Below are 24,433 nucleotides of genomic sequence, written 5' to 3'. Positions count from 1 at the left end.
TCCATGGCTGTCCGCGACACCGACCTGATCCGCGCCTGGACCCAGGTCCTCACCCTTTCGAAGCTGAAGGCCGGCGACGCCGTCACCGTGCTCACCAGCGAGCACACGCACCCGCAGACGCTGCGCTGCGCGATCACGGCCGCGACGATGCTCGGCGCCTGCGTCAGCCGGCTGGACCTCCCGCCCGTCAATGCCGAGAAGTCGCTGAGCCGCGACCCGCTGGCCTATCTCGGCACCACGCCGCTCACCGGCAACCGCGCTGCCATCGCGGCGCTCAAGGCCAGCGATCTCGTGCTCGACCTGATGACCCTGCTGTTCTCGCCCGAGCAGCACGAGATCCTGCAAGGCGGCACGAAGATCCTGCTGGCCGTCGAGCCGCCGGAGGTGCTGCTGCGCATGGTGCCCACGCTGGAAGATTTCGAGCGCGTGCAGGCCGGCGTCGCGCTGCTGAAGGGCCGCAAGACGATGCGCGTGAGCTCGGCGGCCGGCACCGACCTTCACCTGCCGCTGGGCGAGTACCCGATCACCGCCGAATACGGCTTCGTCGACCAGCCCGGCCGCTGGGACCACTGGCCCAGCGGATTTGCCTTCACCTGGCCGAACGAGGGCGGCGCCCAGGGCCGCATCGTGCTGGCCAAGGGCGACGTGCTGCTGCCGATGAAGTCCTATGTAGGCGAGCCGATCGAGCTGACGGTGAAGGACGGCTTTGTCACCCGCATCGACGGCGCGGTGGAGGCCGAGATGCTGCGCGAGTACATCGAGTCCTTCGGCGACCCCGAGGCCTACGCCATCTCGCACATTGGCTGGGGCCTGCAGAAGCGCGCCTACTGGTCGACGCTCGGCCTCTACGACCGCGAAGCCACGCTGGGCATGGACGCACGCGCGGTCAGCGGCAACTTCCTGTTCTCGCTCGGCCCCAACAACGAGGCGGGCGGCAGCCGGACCACGGCCTGCCACATCGACATCCCCATGCGCCGCTGCAACGTTTTCGTCGACGATCTGCAGGTGGTGCGCGAGGGCCAGGTGGTCGAGGAACTGATGACGGCGCAGCCGCCACGGAAAGAGCCGGCCCATGCCTGAAGAGACCGAGGTCTACCGCCGCCAGGGCTTCGGCGCCGGCCTGGGCGTGCAGCCGCCGCTCGGGCTGCTGATCGTCGACTTCGTCAATGGCTTCGCCGACCCGTCCGTGTTCGGCGGCGGCAACATCCCGCCGGCGATCGAGCGCACGGTGCCGCTGCTGGCGCTCGCGCGCGAGCGCGGTTGGCCGGTGGCGCACAGCCGCATCGTCTATGCCGACGACGACGGCGATGCCAACGTCTTCAGCGACAAGGTGCCCGGCATGCTGACGCTGAAGGAAGCCTCGCCCGCCAGCGCGATCGTCGACGTGCTGGCGCCGCGTGCGGGCGAGCTGGTGGTGCGCAAGAACGTTCCGTCTGCCTTCTTCGGCACCACGCTCGCGCCTTGGCTCGTGCAGCGCGGCGTGCGCACGCTGCTGGTCGCGGGCTGCGTGACCAGCGGCTGCGTGCGCGCCAGCGTGGTCGATGCCATGTGCTGGGGCTTCAGACCGCTGGTGCTGGCCGACTGCGTCGGCGACCGCGCCATCGAGCCGCACGAGGCCAGCCTGTTCGACATGCAGCAGAAGTACGCCGACGTGATGACGTCGGCCGAACTGCGCGAGCGCCTGCCAGCCGCTGGGTGAAGGCGCTCAGCGCGCCTCGAAGCCGCCGACCACGAATCGGGTGACCTGGTCGATCAGCGAGTCGGTATCGTCCGGGTCGTACATGCCCTTCGGCGCCATCTCCTCCATGCGGTGCGTGTCGGAGAAGGCGTAGAGATAGGTGCCGATCATCAGCGTCACGCGCCAGTACGCGTCCAGCTCGCCGAGCTTGGGCAGGGCCTCCCGCAGCACCTCGACGTAGCGCCGCGTCGAGCCGCCATAGGCATCGGTGCGCAGCTTGTACGAGATCTCCGGCGGCTCGGTGTGCAGCCGTGCCTGCAGCCGCAGGAAAGAGCGTCCCTGCGGCGTGCCGCGCAGCTGAAGCGTGGGCAGCAGGAAGGCGCGCACGATGTCGCGCACGCGCGGCTTGCCGCCTTTGCGGAGCGCGTCCAGGTTGTCCATGCGCTGCTGCGAGATGACCTGGCCGCGGCGCAGGAACACCGCCTCGTACAGGCCGTACTTGGAACCGAAGTAGTAGCTGATCAGGGCCTGCGTGACCTTGGCCTCGTTGGCGACCTCGCGCAGCGTGGTGCCGGCGTAGCCGAGATTGGCGAACAGGCCCTCTGCCGCGTCGAGGATCTCCTCGCGCACGACGCTCGCGCCGCCGGGGCGGCCCGGACCCTTCTGCTTGCTGCGGCGCTTGTGTGGCGCCGTTGCGGCGCTCGCGGCATGGGGCGACTGGCTCGGGGAATCCATAAATTAATCGCTCGTTTAATAGTTGGAGTGTAGTGTGCAGCCGCGCATCGTTGGAGACACGAGGGACTGCCCGGACATAATCGCCGCTCATGGAAACCAAGTGGCTTGAAGACTTCGTCAGCCTTGCAGAGACACGCAGCTTCAGCCGTTCGGCCCAGTTGCGCCATGTGACCCAGCCGGCCTTCTCGCGCCGCATCCAGGCCCTCGAAGGCTGGGCCGGCACCGACCTGGTCGACCGCAGCTCCTACCCCACGCGCCTCACGCCCGCCGGCCAGACGCTCTACGGCCAGGCCATCGAGATGCTGCAGGCCCTGCAGAGCACGCGCGCCATGCTGCGCGGCCATTCGGCGGCGGCGCAGGACGTGATCGAGGTCGCGGTGCCGCACACCCTGGCATTCACCTTCTTCCCCGCCTGGGTCACCAGCCTGCGCGAGCAGTTCGGGCCGTTGAAGAGCCGGCTCATCGCGCTCAACGTGCACGATGCCGTGCTGCGCCTGGTCGAGGGCAGCTGCGACCTGCTGATCGCCTACCACCATCCCTCGCAGCCGCTGCCGCTGGACGCCACCCGCTACGAGATGGTGAGCCTCGGCGAGGAGGTGGTCGCGCCCTGGGTCAAGCCCGATGCGGAGGGCGCGCCGCGCTACCGGCTTCCGGGCCGGCCCGGGCAGCCGCTGCCCTACCTCGGCTATGCCCCCGGCGCCTACCTGGGCCGCGTGGTCGACCAGCTGCTGAAGGAATCGCACACGGCGATCCATCTCGACCGGGTCTACGAGACCGACATGGCCGAGGGCCTCAAGGTGATGGCGCTCGAAGGCCACGGCATCGCCTTCCTGCCGCAGAGCGCGGTGCGCAAGGAGGCGAAGGCGCGCACGCTGGTGAGCGCGCTGCCCCCGGAGATCGAGAAGCTCGAGGCCACCATGGAGATCCGCGCCTACCGCGAACGCCCGGCGGCTTCGGCCGCTGCCAGGCCCGCCACGCGCGCCGGCAAGGGGGAGGGCATTGCCACGCGCGCCGACAAAGTCACGGCCGACGCGCTGTGGGCGTACCTCGTGGGCACCCAGCCGGCGGCTTGAGGGAAGGAGTGCCGGGTCGATGTTGTGCAGTGCACAAACTATGACGCGACGGCATGCCGATCGCTGCAATGGGCATTTGCCTTGAGCCCCACAGGCCCTCTAAAGTCTGCCCCGACGATTTGCTGCGCCCGAGGTCTGCAAGGCACGCGCCAGGCGCGTGCTTTTTTTCGGGCACAAAGGCTGCTTTGTGTGATCCCATGAAGCGCTCTGCAATACAGTGCACCGGTTCGGAACTGCGGCACACTGCGCGCGATTTCGGACGGTGCACCGCGCACCGGGTTGGCCCGGGTGTGGCGCAGAATGCGGGTGTCTAGAATTTGTATCCTCTCAGTCACAGGAGTTTTCCACATGAAGAAGCAAGTATTGGCACTGGCCGTGATGGCGCTCGCCGCCGGCAGCGCACTGGCTCAGGCCAATGACACCCTGGCCAAGATCAAGGCCAGCGGCGTCGTCACGATGGGGGTACGCGATTCCTCCGGTGCACTGGCTTACACCATCGGGGACGGCAAGTACGTCGGCTTCCACACCGAGATGTCGCGCAAGATCCTGAGCGATATCCAGAAGCAGCTGGGCCTGCCCAAGCTGGAGGTCAAGGAGCAGCTGGTCACCTCGCAGAACCGCATTCCCCTGGTGCAGAACGGCACTGTCGATCTCGAATGCGGTTCCACCACCAACAATGCGACGCGCCAGAAGGACGTGGACTTTGCGTACACCACCTACGTCGAGGAAGTGCGCATCGCCACGAAGAAGACCTCCGGCATCAAGTCCATCAAGGACCTGAACGGGAAGAACGTGGCCACCACCACCGGCACGACCTCCGTGCAAACGCTGCGCAAGAACGAGCGCGCAACGGGCATCGACTTCAAGGAAGTCATGGGCAAGGACCACGCCGACAGCTTCCTGCTGCTCGAGTCCGGCCGCGCTGACGCCTTCGTGATGGACGGCCAGATCCTGGCCGGCAACATCTCCAAGTCCAAGAACCCGGCCGACTTCGAGCTGGTGGGCGATGTGCTGTCGATCGAGCCGATCGCCTGCATGGTGCGCAAGGGCGACAAGCCTTTCCTGGACGCGGTCAACAAGAGCATCGAGGCCCAGATCAAGGACGGCTCGCTGGCCAAGCTGTACGACAAGTGGTTCATGCAGCCGATCCCGCCGACCAACACCAAGGTGGGCCTGCCCCTGTCGGACGCCACCAAGGCCGCCTGGGCCGCGCCCAACAGCAAGCCGATGGAAGAGTACGTCAAGAAGTGATTCGCATAGGTTGAGTCGAACGCCCGCCCTTTGCGGCGGGCGTTTGTTTTCAGGTTTTCTTTTCTTCTTCTTCAAGCAACAACGACGAGGAGGTCCCGATGGGAAGTTGGGATTGGCAGGTCTTCCTGCAGGACCCGGGCGGCAATGACCCGACATATTGGCAATGGCTGCTCTCCGCATGGGGCTGGACAGTGTCCGTGGCACTGTCGGCCTTGGTGGTGGCACTGGTTCTCGGCTCCATCGTCGGCGTGATCCGCACGCTGCCCAACAGCCCTTTCTGGGTGCGCCTGGGCAACGTGTGGGTCGAGCTGTTCCGCAACATCCCGCTGCTGGTGCAGATCTTTCTCTGGTACCACGTGGTGCCGGCGCTGTTCCCGGTGATGCGGGGCGTGCCGCCCTTCGTGCTGGTGGTGCTGGCGCTGGGCTTCTTCACCTCGTCGCGTATTGCGGAGCAGCTGCGCTCCGGCATCCAGGCACTGCCGCGCGGGCAGCGCTATGCCGGCATGGCGGTGGGCTTCACCACGCCGCAGTACTACCGCTACGTGCTGCTGCCGATGGCCTATCGCATCATCATTCCGCCGCTGACCAGCGAGTCGATGAACATCTTCAAGAACTCGTCGGTGGCCTTCGCCGTGTCGATCGCCGAGATGACGCAGTTCGCGATGCAGGCCGGCGAAGAAACCGCCCGGCCGATGGAGATGTACCTGGCCGTCACGGTGCTCTACATCATCTCGGCGTTTGCGATCAACCGCATCATGTCCTCGATCGAGAAGCGCACGCGCGTGCCGGGCTTCATCGTGCAGGCCGGCGGGGGAGGGCACTGACATGATGGGCAACCTCGACTTCTCGTTCTACAACTGGAACGTCATCAGCGGCTTCCTGCTGAAGGGCCTGTACTTCAGCGTCTTCCTCACGGTGGTCGCGACACTGGGCGGCATTCTTTTCGGCACGCTGCTCGCCATGATGCGGCTGTCCGGCAAGAAGTGGCTGGACACCCCCGCTGCCATCTACGTCAACGGCATGCGCAGCATCCCGCTGGTGATGGTGATCCTGTGGTTCTTCCTGCTGGTGCCCTTCATCATCGGCCGGCCGATCGGCGCCGAGGTCTCTGCCATCATCACCTTCGTCGCCTTCGAGGCCGCCTACTTCAGCGAGATCATGCGCGCGGGCATCCAGTCGATCCCGCGCGGCCAGGTCTATGCCGCGCAAGCCGTGGGGATGACCTACAAGCAGAACATGACGCTGGTGATCCTGCCGCAGGCCTTCCGCAACATGCTGCCGGTGCTGCTGACGCAGACCATCATCCTGTTCCAGGACACGTCGCTGGTGTACGCCATCGGCGCCTACGACCTGTTGAAGGGCTTCGAGACGGCCGGCAAGAATTTCGGGCGGCCGATCGAGTCCTACCTGCTGGCGGCGGTGGTGTACTTCGCCATCTGCTATGCGCTGTCGTACCTGGTCAAGCGTCTTCACAAGAAGATCGCCATCATCCGCTGAACATCGAAAGGCAAAGTCATGGCCGACAAAATGATTGAAATCAATAACGTCTCGAAGTGGTACGGCCCGGTCCAGGTGCTCAACGACTGCTCCGTCAGCATCGCGAAGGGCGACGTGGTGGTGGTGTGCGGCCCGTCGGGCTCGGGCAAGTCCACGCTGATCAAGACGGTGAACGCACTCGAGCCCTTCCAGAAGGGCGAGATCACGGTCAACGGCATTCCGCTGCACGACCCCAAGACCAACCTGCCGAAGCTGCGCTCCAAGGTGGGCATGGTGTTCCAGCACTTCGAGCTGTTCCCCCACCTGTCGGTGACGGAGAACCTCACGATCGCGCAGATCAAGGTGCTGGGCCGCTCGCCCGACGAGGCCAAGACCCGCGGCCTGAAGATGCTCGACCGCGTGGGCCTGATGGCGCACAAGGACAAGTACCCGGGCCAGCTCTCGGGCGGCCAGCAGCAGCGCGTGGCGATCGCGCGCGCGCTGAGCATGGACCCGATCGTGATGCTGTTCGACGAGCCGACCTCGGCGCTCGACCCCGAGATGGTCGGCGAGGTGCTGGACGTGATGGTGGCGCTGGCCAAGGAAGGCATGACCATGATGGTGGTCACGCACGAGATGGGCTTTGCGCGCAAGGTGGCCAGCCGCGTGATCTTCATCGACGTGGGCGGGCGGATTCTCGAAGACTGCTCGAAGGACGAGTTCTTCGCGCATCCGGAGAACCGGCAGGCTCGGACGCGGGACTTTCTCAACAAGATCCTGCAGCACTGAGTCTTGTGCTCCTCGGCAAAAAGCCCCGCTGTGCGGGGCTTTTTGTTGGCTGCTCGACGTGCTCCGCCCTTGGCGGTAGAACGCGCTTTGGTGGCTCACTTCTTCCGTGCAGCAATCGCCTGCTCAGCCTTCGTCACCAGCTCCGCGCCGATCTGCTGCTTCCACTTGGCATAGACAGGCCGGGTCGCCTTCACGAAGGCCTCACGCTCTTCCGGCGTGAGCTGCGTCACCGTCACCCCCATCGCCGCGATCTCCTTCAGCACCGGCTTGTCGGCTTCCACCAACCCCTTTCGCGCCAGCTCGATCTCCTGCTTGCCCGCGTCGATCGCGGCCTGGCGCACGATCGCCTGGTCGGCCGGGGTCCACGAAGCCCAGATGTCCTTGTTGACCACGAACACCAGCGGGTCCGCCATGTAGCCCCAGGTCGTCACGTACTTCTGTCCCACCGTGTGCATCTTGAGCACGGTGAAGAGGAACAGCGGGTTCTCCTGCCCGTCCACCGCGCCGCTCGCCAGCGCGGGCTGCGCATCGGCCCAGCTCATCTGGGTCGGGTTGGCACCCAGCGCGCTGAACATGTCGGAGAAGATGGGCGAGCCCACCACGCGGATCTTCATGCCCTTCAGGTCTTCGGGCGACTTGATCGGCCGCTTGGAGTTGGTGATCTCGCGATAGCCGTTCTCGCCCCACGCCAGCGGCACCACGCCCGACTTGTCCAGCGTCTTGAAGATCTCCTTGCCGACCTCGCCCTGCGTCAGCGCATCGACGGCCGCGTAGTCGGGCATCAGGAAGGGCAGCGAGAACAGGTTGAGCTGCTTCACCTGCGGCGACCAGTTGATGGTCGAGCCCACCGCCATGTCGATCACGCCTTGGCGCAGCGCGCTGAACTCGCGCGTCTGGTCGCCCTGGATCAGCGAGACGCCCGGATAGAGCTTGATGTTGATGCGGCCCTGCGTGCGCTCCTTCACCAGGTCGGCCCAGATCTTGCCGGCCTGGCCCCAGGGCGTGGGCGGGCCCAGCACCAGCGACATCTTGTATTCGGCCTTGTAGCCTTGCGCCGGCGCCGAAACCGAGAAGCTGCCCAGCGTGGCGGCGACGGCCAGCAGGCCGAGCAGGGAACGACGGAATTTCATGTGTGTGTCTCCTTCATGTGAACAACAAAAATCGAGTTTCCTAGTAACCCAGCGCATGCGGCAACCACAGCGCCAGCTGCGGCCAGATGATCACCGCCACCATCACCAGGAACATCGCGAACAGCATCCAGCCCACCCAGCGCACGGTTTCTTCCATGCGCACGTTGGCGATGCGGCAAGAGACCATCAGGTTGACCGCCAGCGGCGGCGTGAACTGCCCCAGCGCCACCTTCAGCGTGAGGATCACGCCGAACCACACCGGGTCCCACTTGTAGTGCTGCACGATCGGCCACAGCAGCGGCACGAAGATCAGGAAGATGGAGACGCCGTCGAGAAACATCCCGACCGTGATCAGCAGCAGGATCAGCAGCGACAGCACGCCGTACTCGCCCAGCCCCGAGTTCACGATCGCGCGCGTCACCGGATCGATCACACCCAGCGTCGACAGCGAGTACGCGAAGATGCCCGCAAGCGAGACCACCAGCAGGATCACCGCCGAGAGCTCGCCCGACTCGCGCAGAATCACGAACAGGTCGCGCACGCGGATCGTGCGATGCACCACCATGCCGACGAAGAGCCCGTAGAACACCGCCACCACCGCCGCCTCGGTGGGCGTGAACCAGCCCGCGCGCATGCCGCCGAGGATGAGCACCGGCGCGGCCAGGCCCCAGATCGCATCGCGCAGGCTCTTCCAGAAGGGTGGCCGCGGCAGCGTGGCCTCGAGCGCGCCCATGCGGTGGTGGCGCGCCATCCACACGGCCGGCACGATCAGCGCCAGGCCGGCCAGCAGGCCCGGCACCATGCCGGCGGCGAACAGCGCCGGCACCGAGGCGCCCGGCACCAGCACCGAGTAGACGATGAACGCCACCGAAGGCGGGATCAGGATGTCGGTAGCGGCAGCGGCGCCGACCACGCTGGCCGAGTAGGCCGCCGGATAGCCCGCGCGCGACATCGCGCCGATCATCACCGCGCCCACGGCCGCAGCATTGGCTGGGCCCGAGCCGGAGATGCCGCCCAGGAACATCGCGACCACGATCGCCACCAGCGGCAGCATGCCGGGTCCGCGCCCGACGAGCGCGATCGCGAAGTTGACCAGGCGCAGCGCCACGCCCGAGCGATCGAAGATCGAGCCCACCAGCACGAACATCGGGATCGCCAGCAGCGGGTACTTGCCGAGCCCGGCATAGAAGTTCTGCGGCACCGCCAGCAGTCCGAACCATTGGGCCTCGGCGTTCGCCAGGCCGATGGCGACGGCGCCCGCGAGGCCCAATGCCGCGCCGATCGGCACGCCCACCAGCATCATCAGGATGAAGCCGGCGAAGAGCAGCGCCGGGATCATCCGCGCGGGTCCTCGGCGCGTCGTTCGCGGCTGCGCCGGATGAACAGGCCCACCGCGCGCAGCCCGATCGCGAAGCAGACGATCGGCAGCCAGACCGAGTACCACCACTGCGGCACGCCGATGCCGGGCGAGGTCTCCTCGTAGCGGTAGTCGTCCCACACCACGCGCAGGCTCAGCGCGGCGATCAGGAAGAAGAGCGCAGCCACCATCAGCGCGCCGAACTGCGCGAGCCGCTTGCGCCGGCCCATGGAGCCGCCGTCCGCGAAGTACTCGATGCGGATGTGGCGGTCGCGCGCCACCGCGGCCGAGCCCGCGACCATCGCCAGCAGGATCATGAGGAACACCGAGAACTCCTCGGTCCAGGCGAAGGAGGAGTCGGTGAAGTAGCGCACCAGCACGTTGGCGAAGGTGATGCAGGCCAGCAGGCCCATGATGATCACCGTGGCCCAGTCCTCGATGGCGAGCGGCACGCGGGTGGGCTCGTCGACGGCTTCTGTTGCGGGAGGAAGAGGGCTGGCGGCGTCCAGCAGGGGGCCGGACTCGGGGGGAGAGGACATCAGGGAAACGGCGCAGCGGCCGGGATTCGGCAACCTCCGATCGTAACGATCGATAACGGTTTCCCTATGCGGGCTTTCCTTAGCGCTGCTCAGCGGCTCCAGGCAGGCTGCCGGCCGACGCGTGAGGCGATCGGCCAGCCGGTGATGAACCCTGAAGCGCGAACCCCCCAGCACCCTGAACCGCGTCGGGGCAGGACCAGCCGGCGCTTCTTATTCGAGCTTGGCGCCCGACTGCTTGATCAGCCGTTCCCACACGGGGCGCTCCTTCTTGTACTCGGCGGCGAAGGCTTCGGGCGAACTGTCCTTCAGCTCGAAGCCCATGGCCGCCACCTTCTGCTGCACGTCGGGCTGCTGCGTGGCCTTGCGGATCTCGTCGGCCAGGCGCTTGACGATGGGCTCGGGCGTCTTCGCCGGCACCGCGATGGCGAGCCAGCCGGTCAGGCGATAAGTCTCGTCCTTCAGCCCCTGCTCGGCCAGCGTCGGCACGTTGGGCAGCGAGGAAAGGCGCCGCTCCCCGGTCACGCCGATGGCCTTGAGCTTGCCGGCCTCGATCTGCGGCTTGGCCTGCAGCGAACTGGCGTAGGCCATCTGGATCTGGCCGCCGATCAGGTCCTGGATCATCGGCGCCTCGCCCTTGTAGGCGACGTGGTTCATGTCGGCGTTCTGCGTCGCGCTCATGTGCGCGCCGGCCAGGTGCGGATAGGCACCCACGCCGTAGGAGCCGTAGGCCAGCTTGCCCTTGTTGGCGGCCACGTACTTGAGCAGCTCGGGGCCGGTGCCGGCCGGCACGCTGGGGTGCGTCACCAGCACCAGCGGGCCCATCGCCACCTGGTAGACCAGGGTCAGGTCGCGCTCCGGGTGGTAGGGCAGCTTCTCGTAGAGGAACTGGTTCGTCAGCAGCGCGTTGGAGAGCGACATCACGATCGTGTAGCCGTCGGGCGCGGCCTTGGCCACCGCATCGGTGCCGATGATGCCGGCCGCACCGGGCTTGTTGTCGATGACCACCGGTTGGCCCATGCCGGCCGCGAGCTTCTCCCCGATGACGCGCGCCAGCACGTCGGTGCCGCCGCCGGCAGCGAAGGGCACGACCATCTTGATCGGCTTGGTGGGGTAGGTCTGGGCCAGCGCCGGTGCGCCGGCGCACAGTGCGACAAGGGCCGAAGCCGCGGCGACGAGGCACCGGCGGCGGAGGAAGGCTTGGATGGGCATGGTCGTCTCTGGTTGGAATGAAAAAAAGTCAAAGGGGCCGCTACTGCACGAGCACCTGGACCTTGAGCGGCAGGCGCCCGAGCGTGTCCTGCAAGCGCGCCTGCAGCGCCTGCACCGCTGGGCCCGTCGCGGCAGCGTCGATGGTCACCGTGAGCGCCTTCTCGCCCTCGGCCCGTACCGCCGGGCGCGCGGCGCCGGGCAGGTCGAGGTCGGCCCAGGCCTCTTCCACCAGCGCCTCCGCCACGCGGCGCGCGGCCAGCGCGCGCAGCTCGGGCTTGAAGATCTTGCCGACGTTGGTCATCGGCATCTGCTCGATCACCACCACCGACTTGGGCTTGGCCGGCGCCTCGTCCACGCGCGCAGCGGTGAAGGCCAGCAGCTCGGCCTCGCTCGCCGTGGCGCCCGGCACCAGCGTCGCGAAGGCCACCGGCAGTTCGCCCGCATAGGCATCGGGGGCGCCCACCGCGGCGCACAGCTGCACGGCGGGATGTGCGCCCAGCGCGTCCTCGATGGTCTTGGGGTCGATGTTGTGGCCGCTGCGGATGATCAGGTCCTTGGAGCGGCCGCTGAGGTTGAGGCGCTCTTCTTCGTCGATCCAGCCCAGGTCGCCGCTTGCCAGCCAGCCGTCGGCGGTGAAGGTCCCCGCGTTGTCCGCCGGATCGACGAAGCCCGAGAACAGGTTGGGCGACTTGAAGAGCACCATGCCCTGCTCGCCGCGCGGCAGCTCGCGGTCGCTCGCATTGCCGTGCGCGTCCAGTGCCACGATGCGGATCTGCGTCCAGGGCAGGCGCAGGCCCACGCAGCCCGGCGGCCCGATCACGCCCGGCGGCGTGATGGTGGAGATGCCTGCCATCTCGGTCATGCCCAGGCTCTCGTGCACGTGCAGGCCGAACAGGCGCTCGAAGCGCGCCGCCAGCTCGGGCGGCAGCACCGCGGCGCCGGTGCGGCAGTAGCGGATGGAGGAGATGTCGGCGCCGTCCAGCGGCACATTGGCCAGCGCCGCGAGCACCGTGGGCACGGCCGACAGCGAGGTCGGGCGATGCTTCTCCACCAGCTTCCAGTAGTTCGCCATCACCTGCCGGTTGCGCAGCAGGGTGGTGGTCGGAATGATCACCTCCACCCCGGCCGAGAGCGAGGCCAGCGAGGCCGGCAGCACGCCCGCCACATGGAACAGCGGGTAGCCGTTGATGGTGATGTCCTGCGGCCCCTGGCCGGTCATCTTCACGCTGGCGAAGGCGGTGAACACCTGGGCGCCGTGGCTGTGGCGCGCCAGCTTGGGCGCGCCGGTGGTGCCGCCGGTGTGGAAGTAGGCGGCGATGTCGGCAGGCGCGATCTCGCGGCCGCTCGCCAGCCGGTCGTCGGGCTCCATGGCGCGTCGCGCGGCGAAGTCGAGCACGCCCTCGGGCAGCGCGCCGGCGGCACCCGGCGCCTCGTCGTGCGGCGCCACGCGCAGCACGGTCGTCAGCGTCGGCACCTGGCCGCGCAGGCGCATCGCCTTGGACCACATGCCGGCATCGTCGTCCGCGCCCCAGGCGATCAGCACCTTGGCGCGGCCCGCAGTCATCAGCGATACCAGCTTCTCGTCGGTGAGCAGCGGATTGAGCGGCTGCGCGATGCCGGCCGCGCTGCCGCCCCACAGCGCCAGGTGGTAGTCGAGGCAGCCCGGCAGCAGGATGGCCACCGCGTCGTCCGGCCCGACGCCCAGCGTGTGCAGCAGGTTCGCGGTCTGGTGGATGCCCGCCAGCAGCTGGGCATAGGACCAGCGGATCGGCTCGTCGGCCGGGTCGCCGCTGCGCAGGAAGGTCAGCGCCGTCTTGTCGCCGAAGGCCACGGCTGAATTGCGGAAGATCTCGTAGGTGCTGCGCACCGTCAGCGCCTCGGCCAGCGGCGTCTGTTCGAGACGCTTGACGTCCTCGATGGATCGGACCGGGAACGGGGCACGAAAAGGGGCAGCTGCGGTTCGGCTCATCGGCGTGTCTCCTTGTCTGGCTGCCGGACGGTCGGTGCCATTCCAATGCCTTTTACTTGTTCGTGATCTTGTTGTCCCGGATCACCTTGCCCCAGCGCTCATGGTCCTGTCGCATGCGCGCCGCCATCTGCTCGGGCGTCTGCCAGGCGGCGAAGGTGCCGACGCTTTCCAGCTTCTGCTGCACCTCCTTGTCGGCCAGGGCCTTCTTCAGTTCCTCGTTCAGGCGCGTCACCACCTCTTTCGGCGTGCCGGCCGGCGCCAGCATGCCGCCCCAGGAGGTGGCATCGAAGCCCGGGAAGCCCTGTTCGGCGACGGTCTTGACCTCCGGCAGCAGGCTCACGCGCTTGGCCGAGCCCACGGCAATGGCGCGCAGCGTGTTGGCGCGGATGTGCGGCAGCACCGCGATCAGGTCGGAGAACATCATCGGCACCTGGCCGCCGATCAGATCGGTCACGGCCGGCGAGCTGCCGCGATAGGGCACGTGCTGCATCTCGAACTTGCCGATGTTCTTCAACTGCTCGGTCGTCAGGTGGCCGAAGCTGCCGGGGCCGGCCGTGGTGTAGTTGAAATTGCCGCCGTCGGCCTTGGCCTTCGCGATCAGCTCCTGCAGCCCGGTCACGTCCGGCAGCGTCTTCGGATTCACCACCATCACGATCGGCAGGTCGTAGGTGGTGCCCACGGGCGTGAAGTTCTTGAAGACGTCGTAGCTGGTGGAGCCGTAGAGATGAGAGGCCAGCAAGGTCGGCGTTGCCAGCATCACCAGCGTGTAGCCGTCCGGCTTGGCCTTGGCCGCGGCGGCGGCGCCGATCGTGCCGGAGGCGCCGCTCTTGTTGTCGATCAGCACCGGCTGCTTCAGGCCCTCGGCCATCTTCTGTCCGATGATGCGCGTGGCCGTGTCGGTCGGACCGCCGGGCGGGAAGGGCACGATGATCGTGATCGGCTTGCCGGGCCATGCTTGCGCAAAGGCGCTGCCGGTGACGAGGGGAATGGCCACCGCGAGCAACGCGCGGCGGACCGGCGAAGAAAGAAATCTGGAAGTCATGGAATGTCTCGGATGAGGGGGCGTCTCAAAGAACGCCGTCGGTTTTCAGTTGCGCGAGCTTCTCGTCGGACAGCCCCAGCAGCGACTGCAGAACGTCGCGCGTGCCTTCGCCGAGCTGCGGCGGCGCGCTGCGCACCGGCAGGCGCTGGCCGTCGAAGCGGTAGGGCGGCGCGAGCACGTTCACGCTCCCGGCCACCGGGTGCGGCTGCGTGGTCACGAGCCCGGCCTCGGCGGCGCGGCGCGAGGTCAACGCCTCGTGCAGGCCGAGCACCTCGCCGCACGGGATGCCGGCGCTGCTCAGCTGCTCGAGCAGCGGTTTGCGCTTGCGGCGGCCGAGCTCGCGGTGGATCTCGGGCATCAGCGCCTCGCGGTTCGCGGAGCGCAGGATGTTGGTCTTGAAGCGCTCGTCGGCCGCGAGGTCGGGGCGCTCGATCACCTCGGTGCAGAAGCGGGCGAACTGGCTGTTGTTGCCCACGGTGATCACCAGCGGCCCGTCCTCGGCGTCGAACACGCCGTAGGGCACGATCGAAGGGTGCGCATTGCCGTAGCGCGGCGGGTCCTCGCCCATCAGCAGCGCTTCGAGGCCGTAGTAGGCGGTGATCATCAGGCCGCAGTCGAACAGCGCCATCTCGATGTGGCGGCCCTGGCCGGTCTTCTGGCGTTCGTACAGCGCGGCGAGGATGGCCTGCGCCGAGTACATGCCGGTGAAGAGGTCGACTGCGGCCACGCCGAACTTCAGCGGAGGCTGGTCGGCTTCGCCGTTCAGCGCCATCAGTCCGGCCTCGCCCTGCACCACCAGGTCGTAGCCGGGGCGCGCGGCCTCGCGGCCGGAGCTGTCGTAGCCCGTGATCGAGCAGTAGATCAGCCCGGGCTGCTCACGGCTCAGGCGCTCGTAGCCGAGGCCCAGCCTGTCGATGCCGCCGAACTTGAAGTTCTGGATCACCACGTCGCTCTGCTTCGCGAGCGCCTGGGCGATCTCCTGGCCTCCGGCGGTCTGCAGGTCCAGAGTGACCGAGCGCTTGTTGCGGTTGACGCTGTTGAAGTAGGCGGTCTCGGTCGCGCCGACGCGCAGCCCCCAGTCGCGGGTGTCGTCGCCGCGCCCGGGATGCTCGACCTTGATCACCTCCGCGCCGAGGTCGGCCAGGACCATGCCGCACCAGGGCCCGGCGAGGATGCGCGACAGGTCGAGCACGCGCACGCCGGCAAGCGGCAGAGAGGATGGCGTGTTCCGCATGTTCATGCCGCCGCTTGCCCGCCGAGCGCGATGAAGCGCTGCAGGTGATGGTCCTCGTCGCCCAACTGGTGGTCGATCATCACGAGCCGCTTCGCATAGTGGGCCAGCGGCAGTTCCCAGGTCATGCCGATGCCCCCGTGCATCTGGATGCTCTCCTCGGCCACCAGCGTGCCGATGCGGCCGATGCTGAACTTGGCGGCCGATAGCGCGCGCTCGCGCGTTGCCCGGTCCTCGCCGTCGATCGCCGCAGCGGCATTGATCACGGCCGAGCGCGCCTGCTCCACCTCCAGCAGCAGGTCGGCCATGCGGTGCTGCAGCGCCTGGAAGCTGCCGATCAGCTGGCCGAACTGCTTGCGCGTGCGCAGGTATTCGAGCGTAGCGGCCTTCGCCGCTTCCATCGCGCCCAGGCTCTCGGCGCACAGGGCGAGCAGGCCGCGGCCGATGGCGCGCTCCAACGTCGGGTAGCCCTGGCCCTCGCTGCCCAGCAGCGCGCTGCCGTCCAGCTTGAGGCCGTCGAATACGACTTCTGCCACGCGGCCACCGTCGATGGCCGGGCAGCCGCGCACGTACAGGCCCTTCGTTTTCGCCGGCACGAGGAAGAGCGAGATGCCGGCCTCGTCGTCGTCCGCTCCGGAGGTGCGTGCCGAGACCACGAACAGGTCCGCCTGCTCGCCCTGCGGCACCACGGCCTTGGCGCCGTTGAGCAGCCAGCCGTCGCCGCTGCGTTCGGCGCGCGTCTGCACATGCGCGGGTTCGTAGTGGGTGCCGGGCTCGTCGTGCGCCAGCGCCGCGATGGTGCTGCCCGCGATGATGCTGGCCAACTGCTCCTTCTGCGTTTCGCTGCCTGCTGCAGCAATCGCCTCGCCCGCCATCACGGCGCCCAGCACCGGCTCGACCACCAGGCCGCGGCCCAGCGCCTCGAAGACCACGGCCAGGTCGAAGCCGCCGCCGCCGAAGCCGCCGTCTTCCTCGCGGAAGAGGGCGCCGATGACGCCCAGCTCGGCGAACTGCTGCCAGATCGCGGTGCTGAAGCCGTGCCCCGACTTCGCGATGCGGTCTCGCGCCTCGAAGGCGTACTGCTCGGCAATGAAGCGGTTGAGGCTGTCGGCGAGCATGCGCCGGTCTTCGGTGTGTTCGAAGTTCATGTGGTGTCTCCGGTCAGAGGCCCAGGATCATTTTCGAAATGATGTTCTTCTGGATTTCGTTGGAGCCGCCGAAGATCGACAGCTTGCGGTTGTTGAAGTACTTGGCCGCGGCAGGCGCCGCCTCGGCCGGACCGAAGGGCGTGCCGCTGAAGCCTTCTTCCAGCGCCGCTTCGACATAGGGCCGCGCATACGGGCCCATCGCGCGCCGGATCAGCGAGGAGATTTCCTGGCGGATCTCGGTCCCCCGGATCTTGAGCATCGAGCTCTCGGCTCCCGGCACGCCGCCGCCTGCCACTGCCGCGATCACGCGCAGGTTGGTGGTCTTCATGTTCTCCAGGTCGATCTCGACGCGCGCCATGCGCGCTGCGAACGCCGGGTCTTCCGACAGCGGCCTGCCGTTCTTCGTCTGCCTTGCCGCGATGGCCTTGAGCTGCTCCATCGCCGCCACCGAGAAGCCCACGCCCGCGATGTTGGTGCGCTCGTAGGTCAGCAGGTACTTGGCGCAGGTCCAGCCCTTGTCTTCCTCGCCCACCAGGTTCTCGGCCGGCACGCGCACGTCGGAGAAGAACACTTCGTTGACTTCGTGCTCGCCGTCCAGCGTGATGATCGGCCGCACCTCGACGCCGGGCAACTTCATGTCGATCAGCAGGAAGCTGATGCCCTCCTGCTTCTTCGCCTCGCGGTTGGTGCGCACCAGGCAGAAGATCATGTTGGCGTGCTGGCCCAGCGTGGTCCAGGTCTTCTGGCCGTTCACGATGTAGTGCGGCCCCTGCGCATCGACACCCTTGACCGCCGAGGTCTTGACCGAGGCCAGGTCCGAGCCCGCGCCTGGTTCGGAGTAGCCCTGGCACCACCAGTCCGAGCCGTCGAGGATGCGCGGCAGCCAGCGGCGCTTCTGTTCCTCGTTGCCGTACTTGATCAGCACCGGCCCCAGCATGTTCACGCCGAAGGGCACGATGCGCGGCGCATGGGCCAGCGCGCACTCGTTCTCGAAGATGAACTTCTCCACCGCGGTCCAGCCCGGGCCGCCGTACTGCTCGGGCCAATGGTTCGCGAGCCAGCCGCGCGCGTTGAGGATGGCGTGCCATTCCTCCATGTCGGCCTTGCTCAGGTGCTTGCCGGTCGCCACCTTGTCCGAGAGGCGCTTCGGCAGCTTCTCGGCGAGGAACTGGCGCACCTCGTCGCGGAAGGCTTGTTCTTCGGGAGTGAAGTTGAGGTCCATCGCCGGTCTCCTCAGAAAATTTCGAACAGGCCCGCGGCGCCCATGCCGCCGGCGATGCACATCGTGACGACGGCGTACTTCGCGCCGCGCCGCTTGCCCTCGATCAGCACGTGCCCCGCAAGCCGCGCGCCCGTCATGCCGAAGGGGTGTCCGATCGAGATCGCGCCCCCATCGACATTGAGCCGCTCGGCCGGAATGCCGAGCTTCTCCTGGCAGTAGATGGACTGCGAGGCAAAGGCCTCGTTGAGTTCCCAGAGGTCGATATCGTCGACCTTCAGGCCGTTGCGCGCCAGCAGTTTCGGCACCGCGAACACCGGGCCGATGCCCATCTCGTCCGGCTCGCAGCCGGCCAGCGCCAGCCCGCGGAAGGCCCCCAGCGGCTTCAGGTTGGCGCGCTCGGCCTCCTTGGCTTCCATCAGCACGCAGGCCGAGGCGCCGTCGGAGAGCTGCGAGGCATTGCCGGCGGTCACGAACTTGCCGGCGCCCATCACCGGCTCCAGCTTGGCGAGGGCCTCGTAGGTGGTGCCGCGGCGGTTGCAGGTGTCGGCGTCGGCGGTCACCTCCCTGTAGCTGACCAGCTTGGTTTCCTTGTCCGTGACCGCCATGGTGGTGGTGCAGGCCACGATCTCTTCCTTGTAGCGGCCGGCGAGTTGCGCCTCTTCCGTCTTGCGCTGGCTCTCGGCCGAGAAGCGGTCCTGTGCCTCGCGGCTGATGTCGTAGCGCTTGGCCACGATGTCGGCGGTCTCGATCATCGAGAGGTAGAGCTGCGGCTTGTGCTCGACGATCCACGGGTCCATGCCGGAATCGCCGCTGTCGGTGGCGCTGCGGGTGCGGATCTGCGAGATGCTCTCCACGCCGCCCGCGATCATCGCCGGCGCGCCCTCGACCACGATGCGGCCCGCCGCCATCGCGATGGCCTGCAGGCCCGAAGCGCAGAAGCGGTTGACCGTGGTGCCGGCGATGCTGATCGGCAGCCCGGCGCGCACGATGGTCTGGCGCGCCACGTTGCGGCCGGTGGTGCCTTCGGGGTAGCCGCAGCCGAGGATGGCGTCCTCGATCAGCGCCGGGTCGATGCCCGCCCGGTCGACCGCCGCGCGCACCGCGAAGGCGGCGAGCGTGGGGCCGGGCGTGACGTTGAACTCGCCGCGGTGCGCCTTGGTGAGCGGGGTGCGGGCGGTGGAAACGATGACGGCTTCGCGCATGGTGAATGTCTCCTTACTCGGATTGATTGAGGCTCGAGAAATCGGCGCCGCGTTCCACCAGCTCGACCAGCAGCGGCGAGGGCTTCCAGAACAGCGGGTCTTCCTTGGCGAACTCGCGGATGTCGGCCAGCACCTTCGGCAGGCCCACCGTGTCGGCGTACTTCATCGGCCCGCCGCGGTGGCGCGGAAAGCCGTAGCCGTAGAGGAAGGTCACGTCCACGTCCAGCGGGCGCAGCGCGATGCGCTGGTGCACGACGTTGGCGCCCTCGTTGATCATCGCGGCCATGTAGCGGCGCATGATCTCCTCGTCGGTGAAGCTGCGCGGCGTGACGCCGGCGCGCTTGCGCTCGGCGTCGATGATGGCCTCGACCTCCGGGTCCGGCGTGCCGGTGCGCGCGCCCTCGGGGTACAGGTAGTAGCCGCGGCCCGTCTTCTGGCCGAACCAGCCGCGCTCGCAGATGCGGTCGGCGATCTGCACGTAGCGCGCCTTCGGGTCGCGCGTGGCCGCCTTGCGCTTGCGCGTGGCCCAGCCGATGTCGCCGCCAGCCAGGTCGGACACCTGGAAGGGGCCCATCGGATAGCCGAAGTCGCGCACCGCCTTGTCGATCTGGTAGGGCGAGGCGCCGTCTTCCATCATGTGGTCGGCTGCCTGGCGGTACACCGCGAGGATGCGGTTGCCGATGAAGCCGTCGCACACGCCGGCGCGCACCGGCGTCTTCTTCAGCTTCTTTGCCAGCTCGAAGCCGGTGGCGACCACGTCGGCGCTGACCTTGGCCGGCACCACGATCTCCAGCAGCTTCATGATGTTGGCCGGTGAAAAGAAGTGCAGGCCCAGCACGTCGCCCGGGCGCGAGATGCTGGCGGCGATCTCGTCGATGTCGAGGTAGGAGGTGTTGGTGGCGAGCACCGCGCCGGGCTTGCACACGCGGTCGAGCTCGGCAAAGACGGCCTTCTTGACCGCCATGTCCTCGAACACGGCCTCCACCACCAGGTCGATTTGGGCGAGCGCGTCGTAAGCCGTCGAGCCCGAGAAGCGCGCCATCACCGCCGCCTTGGCTTCCGCCGTCATGCGGCCCTTCTGGATCAGGCCGTCGTAGACCTTCTCCACATGGGCGCGGCCGCGCGCGAGGCTGGGCTCGTCGCGCTCGATCATGGTCACCGGCAGGCCGGCATCTAGCATGGCGACCGCGATGCCAGCGCCCATGGTGCCGCCGCCGACGATGCCGCAGGAGTCGATCGGGCGTGGCTTCGCCGCCTTGGTCTCGGGCGCCTTGAGCACCTCGCGCTCGGCGAAGAAGGCGTGGATCAGGCCGGCGCGCTGCGGGCTGTCGATGCACTGCAGGAAGAGCTTCCGCTCCAGCGCCATGCCTTCGTCGAAGGGCAGCGTCAGCACGGCTTCCACGGCTTCGACGATCTTCATCGGCGAGAACAGGCCGCGGCTCTTCTTCGCGGTCTCGGCGCGGGCCGCTTCGAGCGCGGCGCGCTGCGCCGCCCTGTCGATCAGCGCCAGGCTCGCGTCGCGGGAGCGGCGCATCGGCGCCTTGAGCCTGGCCAGTTCCTGCGCGAAGGCCAGCCCTTCGTCCAGTGCATCGGCACCTGCGCCCAGGCGATCGACCAGGCCGATGTTCATCGCTTCCTGCGGGCCCGCATGGCGGCCGCTCAGCATCAGGTCCAGGGCGGCCTTCACGCCGATCAGCCGCGGCGCACGCTGCGTGCCGCCGGAGCCGGGCATCAGGCCCAGCTGCACCTCGGGCAGGCCCAGCTTGGCGGAAGGCACGGCCAGTCGGTAGTGCGCCGACAGCGCGATCTCCAGGCCGCCGCCGAGCGCCGCGCCGTGGATCGCGGCGATCACCAGCTTGTTGCAGCTTTCGATGCGGGCGCAGACCTCGGGCAGCGAGGGCTGCTGCGGCGGCTTGCCGAACTCGCGGATGTCGGCACCCGCGATGAAGTTGCGGCCGGCGCCCACGAGCAGCACTGCCGCGACTTCGGCATCGGCCTCGGCCGCGTCGATGGCGGCGACCAGGCCGCGGCGCACGTCCACGCCGAGTGCATTGACGGGCGGGTTGTCGATGGTCACGACCAGCACGTTGGCCTGGCGCTGGAAGTGGACGGGTTCGGGAACGGAAGAAGAGGCGGCGGTGGCGGTGGCCATGTTGGGGTGTCTCCGTTGGGGAGCGAACCATCTGGTTCGCGAGATGCTGGGGTGAACCCAGCATTCTTGGACAGACCTCGCGCTTTGACAATTGCATGGGCTGTTGACAGACTGTCAAATAGTCTTTGACAGAATGCCGCACATGGATTTGCAGTCGCTGACCCTGCTGGTCGAGATCCTCGATGCCGGCAACCTGAGCGCCGCCGCGCGCCGGCTCAAGATGAGCCGCGCCAACGTCAGCTACCACCTGAACCAGCTGGAGCGCTCGGTCGGTGCCCAGCTCGTACGCCGCACCACGCGCCGCGCCGAAGCCACCGAGATCGGGCAGCGGCTCTATCAGCACGGCCTGGCGATCCAGAGCGAGCTGCAGGCCGCCCGCGAATCCGCCTCGGCGCTGGGCCAGGGATTGGTTGGCCGGGTGCGGCTCAGCGTACCCAGCGGCTATGGGCAACTGGTGATGTCCGACTGGCTGATCGACTTCAAGCGTCTCTACCCCGGCATCGTGCTCGACGTGCTGTTCGAGAACCGCATCGAGGACCTGCTGCGCGACGAGGTCGACATCGCGGTCCGCGTGATTCCCGAGCCGCCGCAGAACCTGGTCGCGCGCGCCCTCGGCCCGGTGCGCTACGTGGCCTGCGCCTCGCGCGCCTATGCGCAGGAACACGCCCTGCCCACGCAGCTCGACCAGTTGAGCAGCGCGCCGGTGGTGACCGCGGCCGTGATCGGCCGCCAGCTGCGCATGTCGGCCTACCAGGGCGAGGAGCGGCGCGAGGTGGTGCTGGAGCCGACGCTGATTTCAGAGAACTTCCTGTTCCTGCGCCAGGCCATCCTCGCCGGCCTCGGCATCGGGCTGGTGCCCGACTACGTGGTGCAGGAGGACGTCCGGCGCGGCGAGGTGCTGACCACGCTGGACGACTGGCGGCTCAGCATCTTCGGCACGCAGATGTTCATGCTGTACATGCCGAACCGGCAGCACACGCGGGCGACGCGGACCTTCATCGAGTTCATCCTGGAGCGGGCGCGCGGGGTGCCAGCGGCGTGACCTCAGTGCCGGTGGCCGCTTGCCCGCGCGCGCCGGTAGTGCTCGCCGAGCGCGTCGCGCCCCCAGTCACCGTCGAAGTCGCGCCACACGCTGTGGATGTGGTTGCCGCCGGAGTTGTCCCATTCGACCAGGAAGCGCGGGCCCTGGATGCGCCAGTAGTACGGCTGCCCACGTTCGGTGGCGCCGGCCCATCCGAAGCGGATGCCGTCCAGGCCGCCCGCACGCACGCGTTCCAGCCGCTGCTGCGCCAACGACGACTCGGCCACGGAGGCCAGAGACTCGACGATGCGCAGCAGCAAGGCCTGCTGCGCTGCATCCATGGCGCTGAAGGCCACGCCCACAGGCGCCAACGGATCGAGCTGCGCAGCGTTGCGCGTGACGATGTCACCGAACGGCCGGTCGCTGAAGATGGCCTGCCGGCGCTGCGCCGGCGAGAGCGCCGCCAGCAGCGCAAAGGCGCGGTCTTCCTCCTCGCCCAGCGCGCGCTGGCCTTTGCGCGGGCCCTTGTCGGCGATGTCGCGCGGCACCTGCGCCGGATTGGCACCCAGGAACTGCGGCAGCGTGGCCACGACCTTGCCCTCCGCGAGCGTGAAGTGCAGCGAGAGATGGTGCCCTTCGATCCGCCAGCCCCAGGGCGAAGGGGTGTCGGGCGTGCCGAACAACGCGATGGCGTAGTTCTCGGGATCGCGCGAGAGGCCGAAGGTTTCGATCTCGCGCAGCGCGATCTCCAGGGCGATGATGGCCTGCACCTTGAGCAGCCCCGGCTGCGACAAGGCCGCGGCGAGCAACTGCTGCGCTGCCTGCCGCTGTGCATCCTCCATGGACTTGAACGCGATGCCCGGCCGGCGGCGCGGCGTGTAGTTCCAATCGCCACGCGCCTCCAGCGTGAACGGCTGCAGCAGCTCTGGGCGCTGCGCCGCCGGGGTCGCCTCCAGCAATGCCCGCGCCGCGGCCGTCATTGCCTGGGCGGCGCGGCTGGTGTCGGCCGCGGCGGTGGCGGGCGGCACCACGCAGAGCAAGGTCCAGCAGGTCATCCAGGCGGAGAGGGTGCGGGGCAGCATGGGTGGTCTTTTCCGGGTGAGATGACCAATGAACAGGGGCAAGGATGCCTGAGCCGGGGTGGTGAGTCGAGATCGGGGGGCATGGCGCCTGCGGCCCGTACAGCGCGTTCAGGTCGACCTTGGCAGCAGCGCCGGCACCAGTTGCCGGTTCAGCTGCTTCACCCACCACTGCAGCGCCTTCCCCTTCGCGCCGGTCTTCCACGCCAGCCAGAAGGCCTCGGGTGCGCGCGGTTCTTCGGTCTGCAGCTCGACCAGCGCGCCGCGCTTCAGTTCGCCCTCGATGCAAGCCCGCGGCAGGAATCCGTGTCCAAGGCCCGCAGCCTGGCACGCGATCTTCGCGGCCATGGTCGGTACGGCAACGCGGTGCTGGCCGGCGAGCAGCCCCACGGTGCGGTCGGAGAGGGTGCGTGCGCTGTCGCTCACCACGATGGCGTTGTGTTCCAGCAGGTCGCCGCGACGCAGCGGCCGGCCGAGCCGGGTCAGCGGATGCGTGGGCGCGACGCAGAACGCGAAATCGAGGCTGCCCACCATCGCCGCCTGGTAGCCGCCGCCGGCCGGCCCTTCGCCCGCGGCAATGACGATGTCGGCGCGCCCCTCGCGCAATGCCTCCCAGCTGCCGGTGAGCGCCTCGCACCCGATGCGCAGCCGCGTGCCGCAGCGCAGCGCCTCGAATGCGCGGATGTCGTCGATCAGTGCCTGGGTGGGAATCAGCGAGTCGTGCACCAGCAGCAGCTCCGATTCGAACCCGGTGGCGATCTGCCGCATGCGCGATTCGAGATCGCTCGCGGCGCCAAGCAGCCAGCGGCCTTCCTTGAGCATTTCTTCCCCGGCTGCCGTGAGGGTCACGCGCGGCCCGTTGCGCACGAACAGCAGCATGCCCAGTTGGTCCTCGAGCTTGCCCACCGCGTACGAGATGGTCGAGGGCACCTTGTTCAGGCGTGCGCCCGCCGCGGCGAAGGACCCGTGGCGCGCGATGGCGTCCACCAGTTCGATGGCTTCGAGGCTGAGCTTGAGCACGGGCAGGTCCTTGGAATGTATCATCAAAAAATTCGATGATGAAGGGCTAAAAGTTTCGTCGACAGGCCTCGCTGAAAGCAAGATGATTCAGCCATGGCTCGGGGATACTC

Annotated in this window: 22 protein-coding genes; 8 read left to right on the top strand and 14 right to left on the bottom strand. The window is 68.0% G+C overall.

Annotated elements, in window-relative coordinates:
• Positions 1-3 precede the first annotated feature (3 nt).
• Entirely contained in the window at positions 4-1,080 is a 1,077-nt protein-coding gene (locus ACMGEZ_RS18300) for a 2,5-dihydroxypyridine 5,6-dioxygenase NicX family protein (protein WP_436823691.1), read from the top strand.
• A complete protein-coding gene (locus ACMGEZ_RS18295; RefSeq protein ID WP_436823690.1) occupies positions 1,073-1,699 on the top strand; it encodes an N-carbamoylsarcosine amidohydrolase in 627 nt (208 codons plus the stop codon). The genes ACMGEZ_RS18300 and ACMGEZ_RS18295 overlap by 8 nt, the downstream gene beginning before the upstream one ends.
• Before the next feature lie 6 nt (positions 1,700-1,705).
• On the opposite strand, the gene ACMGEZ_RS18290 is transcribed toward ACMGEZ_RS18295, so the two are convergent.
• Positions 1,706-2,413: a TetR/AcrR family transcriptional regulator gene (locus ACMGEZ_RS18290; RefSeq protein ID WP_436823689.1), complete on the bottom strand. Its 708-nt coding sequence runs from the start codon at positions 2,411-2,413 to the stop codon at positions 1,706-1,708.
• 89 nt (positions 2,414-2,502) lie between these two features.
• Here ACMGEZ_RS18290 and ACMGEZ_RS18285 point away from each other — a divergent pair, with 89 nt between their 5' ends.
• The 5 genes from ACMGEZ_RS18285 to ACMGEZ_RS18265 all read left to right on the top strand — a co-directional run bounded on the left by ACMGEZ_RS18285 (position 2,503) and on the right by ACMGEZ_RS18265 (position 7,002).
• Entirely contained in the window at positions 2,503-3,486 is a 984-nt protein-coding gene (locus tag ACMGEZ_RS18285; protein WP_436823688.1) for a LysR substrate-binding domain-containing protein, read from the top strand.
• 348 nt (positions 3,487-3,834) lie between these two features.
• Positions 3,835-4,737 (top strand): transporter substrate-binding domain-containing protein, encoded by a 903-nt coding sequence (locus ACMGEZ_RS18280; RefSeq protein WP_436823687.1) that lies wholly within the window; start codon positions 3,835-3,837, stop codon positions 4,735-4,737.
• 98 nt (positions 4,738-4,835) lie between these two features.
• A complete protein-coding gene (locus ACMGEZ_RS18275; RefSeq protein ID WP_436823686.1) occupies positions 4,836-5,561 on the top strand; it encodes an amino acid ABC transporter permease in 726 nt (241 codons plus the stop codon).
• 4 nt (positions 5,562-5,565) lie between these two features.
• Complete coding sequence (locus tag ACMGEZ_RS18270) at positions 5,566-6,234, top strand: amino acid ABC transporter permease (protein ID WP_436823712.1); 669 nt, start codon at positions 5,566-5,568, stop codon at positions 6,232-6,234.
• Positions 6,235-6,264: 30 nt separating this feature from the next.
• The gene (locus tag ACMGEZ_RS18265; RefSeq protein WP_436823685.1) at positions 6,265-7,002 is read left to right on the top strand and encodes an amino acid ABC transporter ATP-binding protein; all 738 of its coding nucleotides are present in this window, start codon (positions 6,265-6,267) and stop codon (positions 7,000-7,002) included.
• A gap of 95 nt (positions 7,003-7,097) precedes the next feature.
• Here ACMGEZ_RS18265 and ACMGEZ_RS18260 read toward each other — a convergent pair whose 3' ends face one another.
• From ACMGEZ_RS18260 to ACMGEZ_RS18210, 11 genes are all read right to left on the bottom strand, one after another.
• Complete coding sequence (locus tag ACMGEZ_RS18260; protein ID WP_436823684.1) at positions 7,098-8,132, bottom strand: DctP family TRAP transporter solute-binding subunit; 1,035 nt, start codon at positions 8,130-8,132, stop codon at positions 7,098-7,100.
• A 40-nt stretch (positions 8,133-8,172) separates the two neighbouring features.
• Positions 8,173-9,471: a TRAP transporter large permease gene (locus tag ACMGEZ_RS18255; RefSeq protein WP_436823683.1), complete on the bottom strand. Its 1,299-nt coding sequence runs from the start codon at positions 9,469-9,471 to the stop codon at positions 8,173-8,175.
• A complete protein-coding gene (locus ACMGEZ_RS18250) occupies positions 9,468-10,028 on the bottom strand; it encodes a TRAP transporter small permease (protein WP_436823682.1) in 561 nt (186 codons plus the stop codon). Before ACMGEZ_RS18250 ends, ACMGEZ_RS18255 begins: the two co-directional genes overlap by 4 nt.
• 210 nt (positions 10,029-10,238) lie before the next feature.
• Positions 10,239-11,237 carry a Bug family tripartite tricarboxylate transporter substrate binding protein gene (locus ACMGEZ_RS18245; RefSeq protein ID WP_436823681.1) on the bottom strand — a complete coding sequence of 333 codons (999 nt, stop codon included), beginning with the start codon at positions 11,235-11,237 and terminating at the stop codon, positions 10,239-10,241.
• 40 nt (positions 11,238-11,277) lie between these two features.
• Entirely contained in the window at positions 11,278-13,206 is a 1,929-nt protein-coding gene (locus tag ACMGEZ_RS18240; RefSeq protein ID WP_436823680.1) for an acyl-CoA synthetase, read from the bottom strand.
• Positions 13,207-13,258: 52 nt separating this feature from the next.
• Positions 13,259-14,248: a Bug family tripartite tricarboxylate transporter substrate binding protein gene (locus ACMGEZ_RS18235; protein ID WP_436823679.1), complete on the bottom strand. Its 990-nt coding sequence runs from the start codon at positions 14,246-14,248 to the stop codon at positions 13,259-13,261.
• A 25-nt stretch (positions 14,249-14,273) separates the two neighbouring features.
• Positions 14,274-15,482 (bottom strand): CaiB/BaiF CoA transferase family protein, encoded by a 1,209-nt coding sequence (locus ACMGEZ_RS18230; RefSeq protein ID WP_436823711.1) that lies wholly within the window; start codon positions 15,480-15,482, stop codon positions 14,274-14,276.
• A 2-nt stretch (positions 15,483-15,484) separates the two neighbouring features.
• Positions 15,485-16,627: an acyl-CoA dehydrogenase family protein gene (locus tag ACMGEZ_RS18225; RefSeq protein WP_436823678.1), complete on the bottom strand. Its 1,143-nt coding sequence runs from the start codon at positions 16,625-16,627 to the stop codon at positions 15,485-15,487.
• Between the two features lie 13 nt (positions 16,628-16,640).
• Positions 16,641-17,849, bottom strand: coding sequence for an acyl-CoA dehydrogenase family protein (locus ACMGEZ_RS18220; protein WP_436823677.1), 1,209 nt, complete (start codon positions 17,847-17,849; stop codon positions 16,641-16,643).
• A gap of 11 nt (positions 17,850-17,860) precedes the next feature.
• Positions 17,861-19,051, bottom strand: a complete 1,191-nt coding sequence (locus ACMGEZ_RS18215; protein ID WP_436823676.1) for an acetyl-CoA C-acyltransferase — start codon at positions 19,049-19,051, stop codon at positions 17,861-17,863.
• Positions 19,052-19,064: 13 nt separating this feature from the next.
• Complete coding sequence (locus ACMGEZ_RS18210; RefSeq protein WP_436823675.1) at positions 19,065-21,203, bottom strand: 3-hydroxyacyl-CoA dehydrogenase NAD-binding domain-containing protein; 2,139 nt, start codon at positions 21,201-21,203, stop codon at positions 19,065-19,067.
• Between the two features lie 142 nt (positions 21,204-21,345).
• Between ACMGEZ_RS18210 and ACMGEZ_RS18205 the strand changes: the two genes are divergently transcribed.
• Entirely contained in the window at positions 21,346-22,245 is a 900-nt protein-coding gene (locus ACMGEZ_RS18205) for a LysR family transcriptional regulator (protein ID WP_436823674.1), read from the top strand.
• Positions 22,246-22,247: 2 nt separating this feature from the next.
• Here the strand turns inward: ACMGEZ_RS18205 and ACMGEZ_RS18200 are convergent, their stop codons facing one another.
• Both ACMGEZ_RS18200 and ACMGEZ_RS18195 read right to left on the bottom strand, forming a co-directional pair.
• Positions 22,248-23,306: a DUF3500 domain-containing protein gene (locus tag ACMGEZ_RS18200; RefSeq protein WP_436823673.1), complete on the bottom strand. Its 1,059-nt coding sequence runs from the start codon at positions 23,304-23,306 to the stop codon at positions 22,248-22,250.
• Between the two features lie 108 nt (positions 23,307-23,414).
• Positions 23,415-24,323, bottom strand: coding sequence for a LysR family transcriptional regulator (locus ACMGEZ_RS18195; protein ID WP_436823710.1), 909 nt, complete (start codon positions 24,321-24,323; stop codon positions 23,415-23,417).
• Between the last annotated feature and the right edge of the window lie 110 nt (positions 24,324-24,433).

This window comes from Variovorax stachyos (assembly GCF_051400855.1).
GTDB lineage: Bacteria > Pseudomonadota > Gammaproteobacteria > Burkholderiales > Burkholderiaceae_C > Variovorax.
Note: the sequence above shows the minus strand (reverse complement) of the source record. Positions and strands in the feature narration are given on the sequence as shown.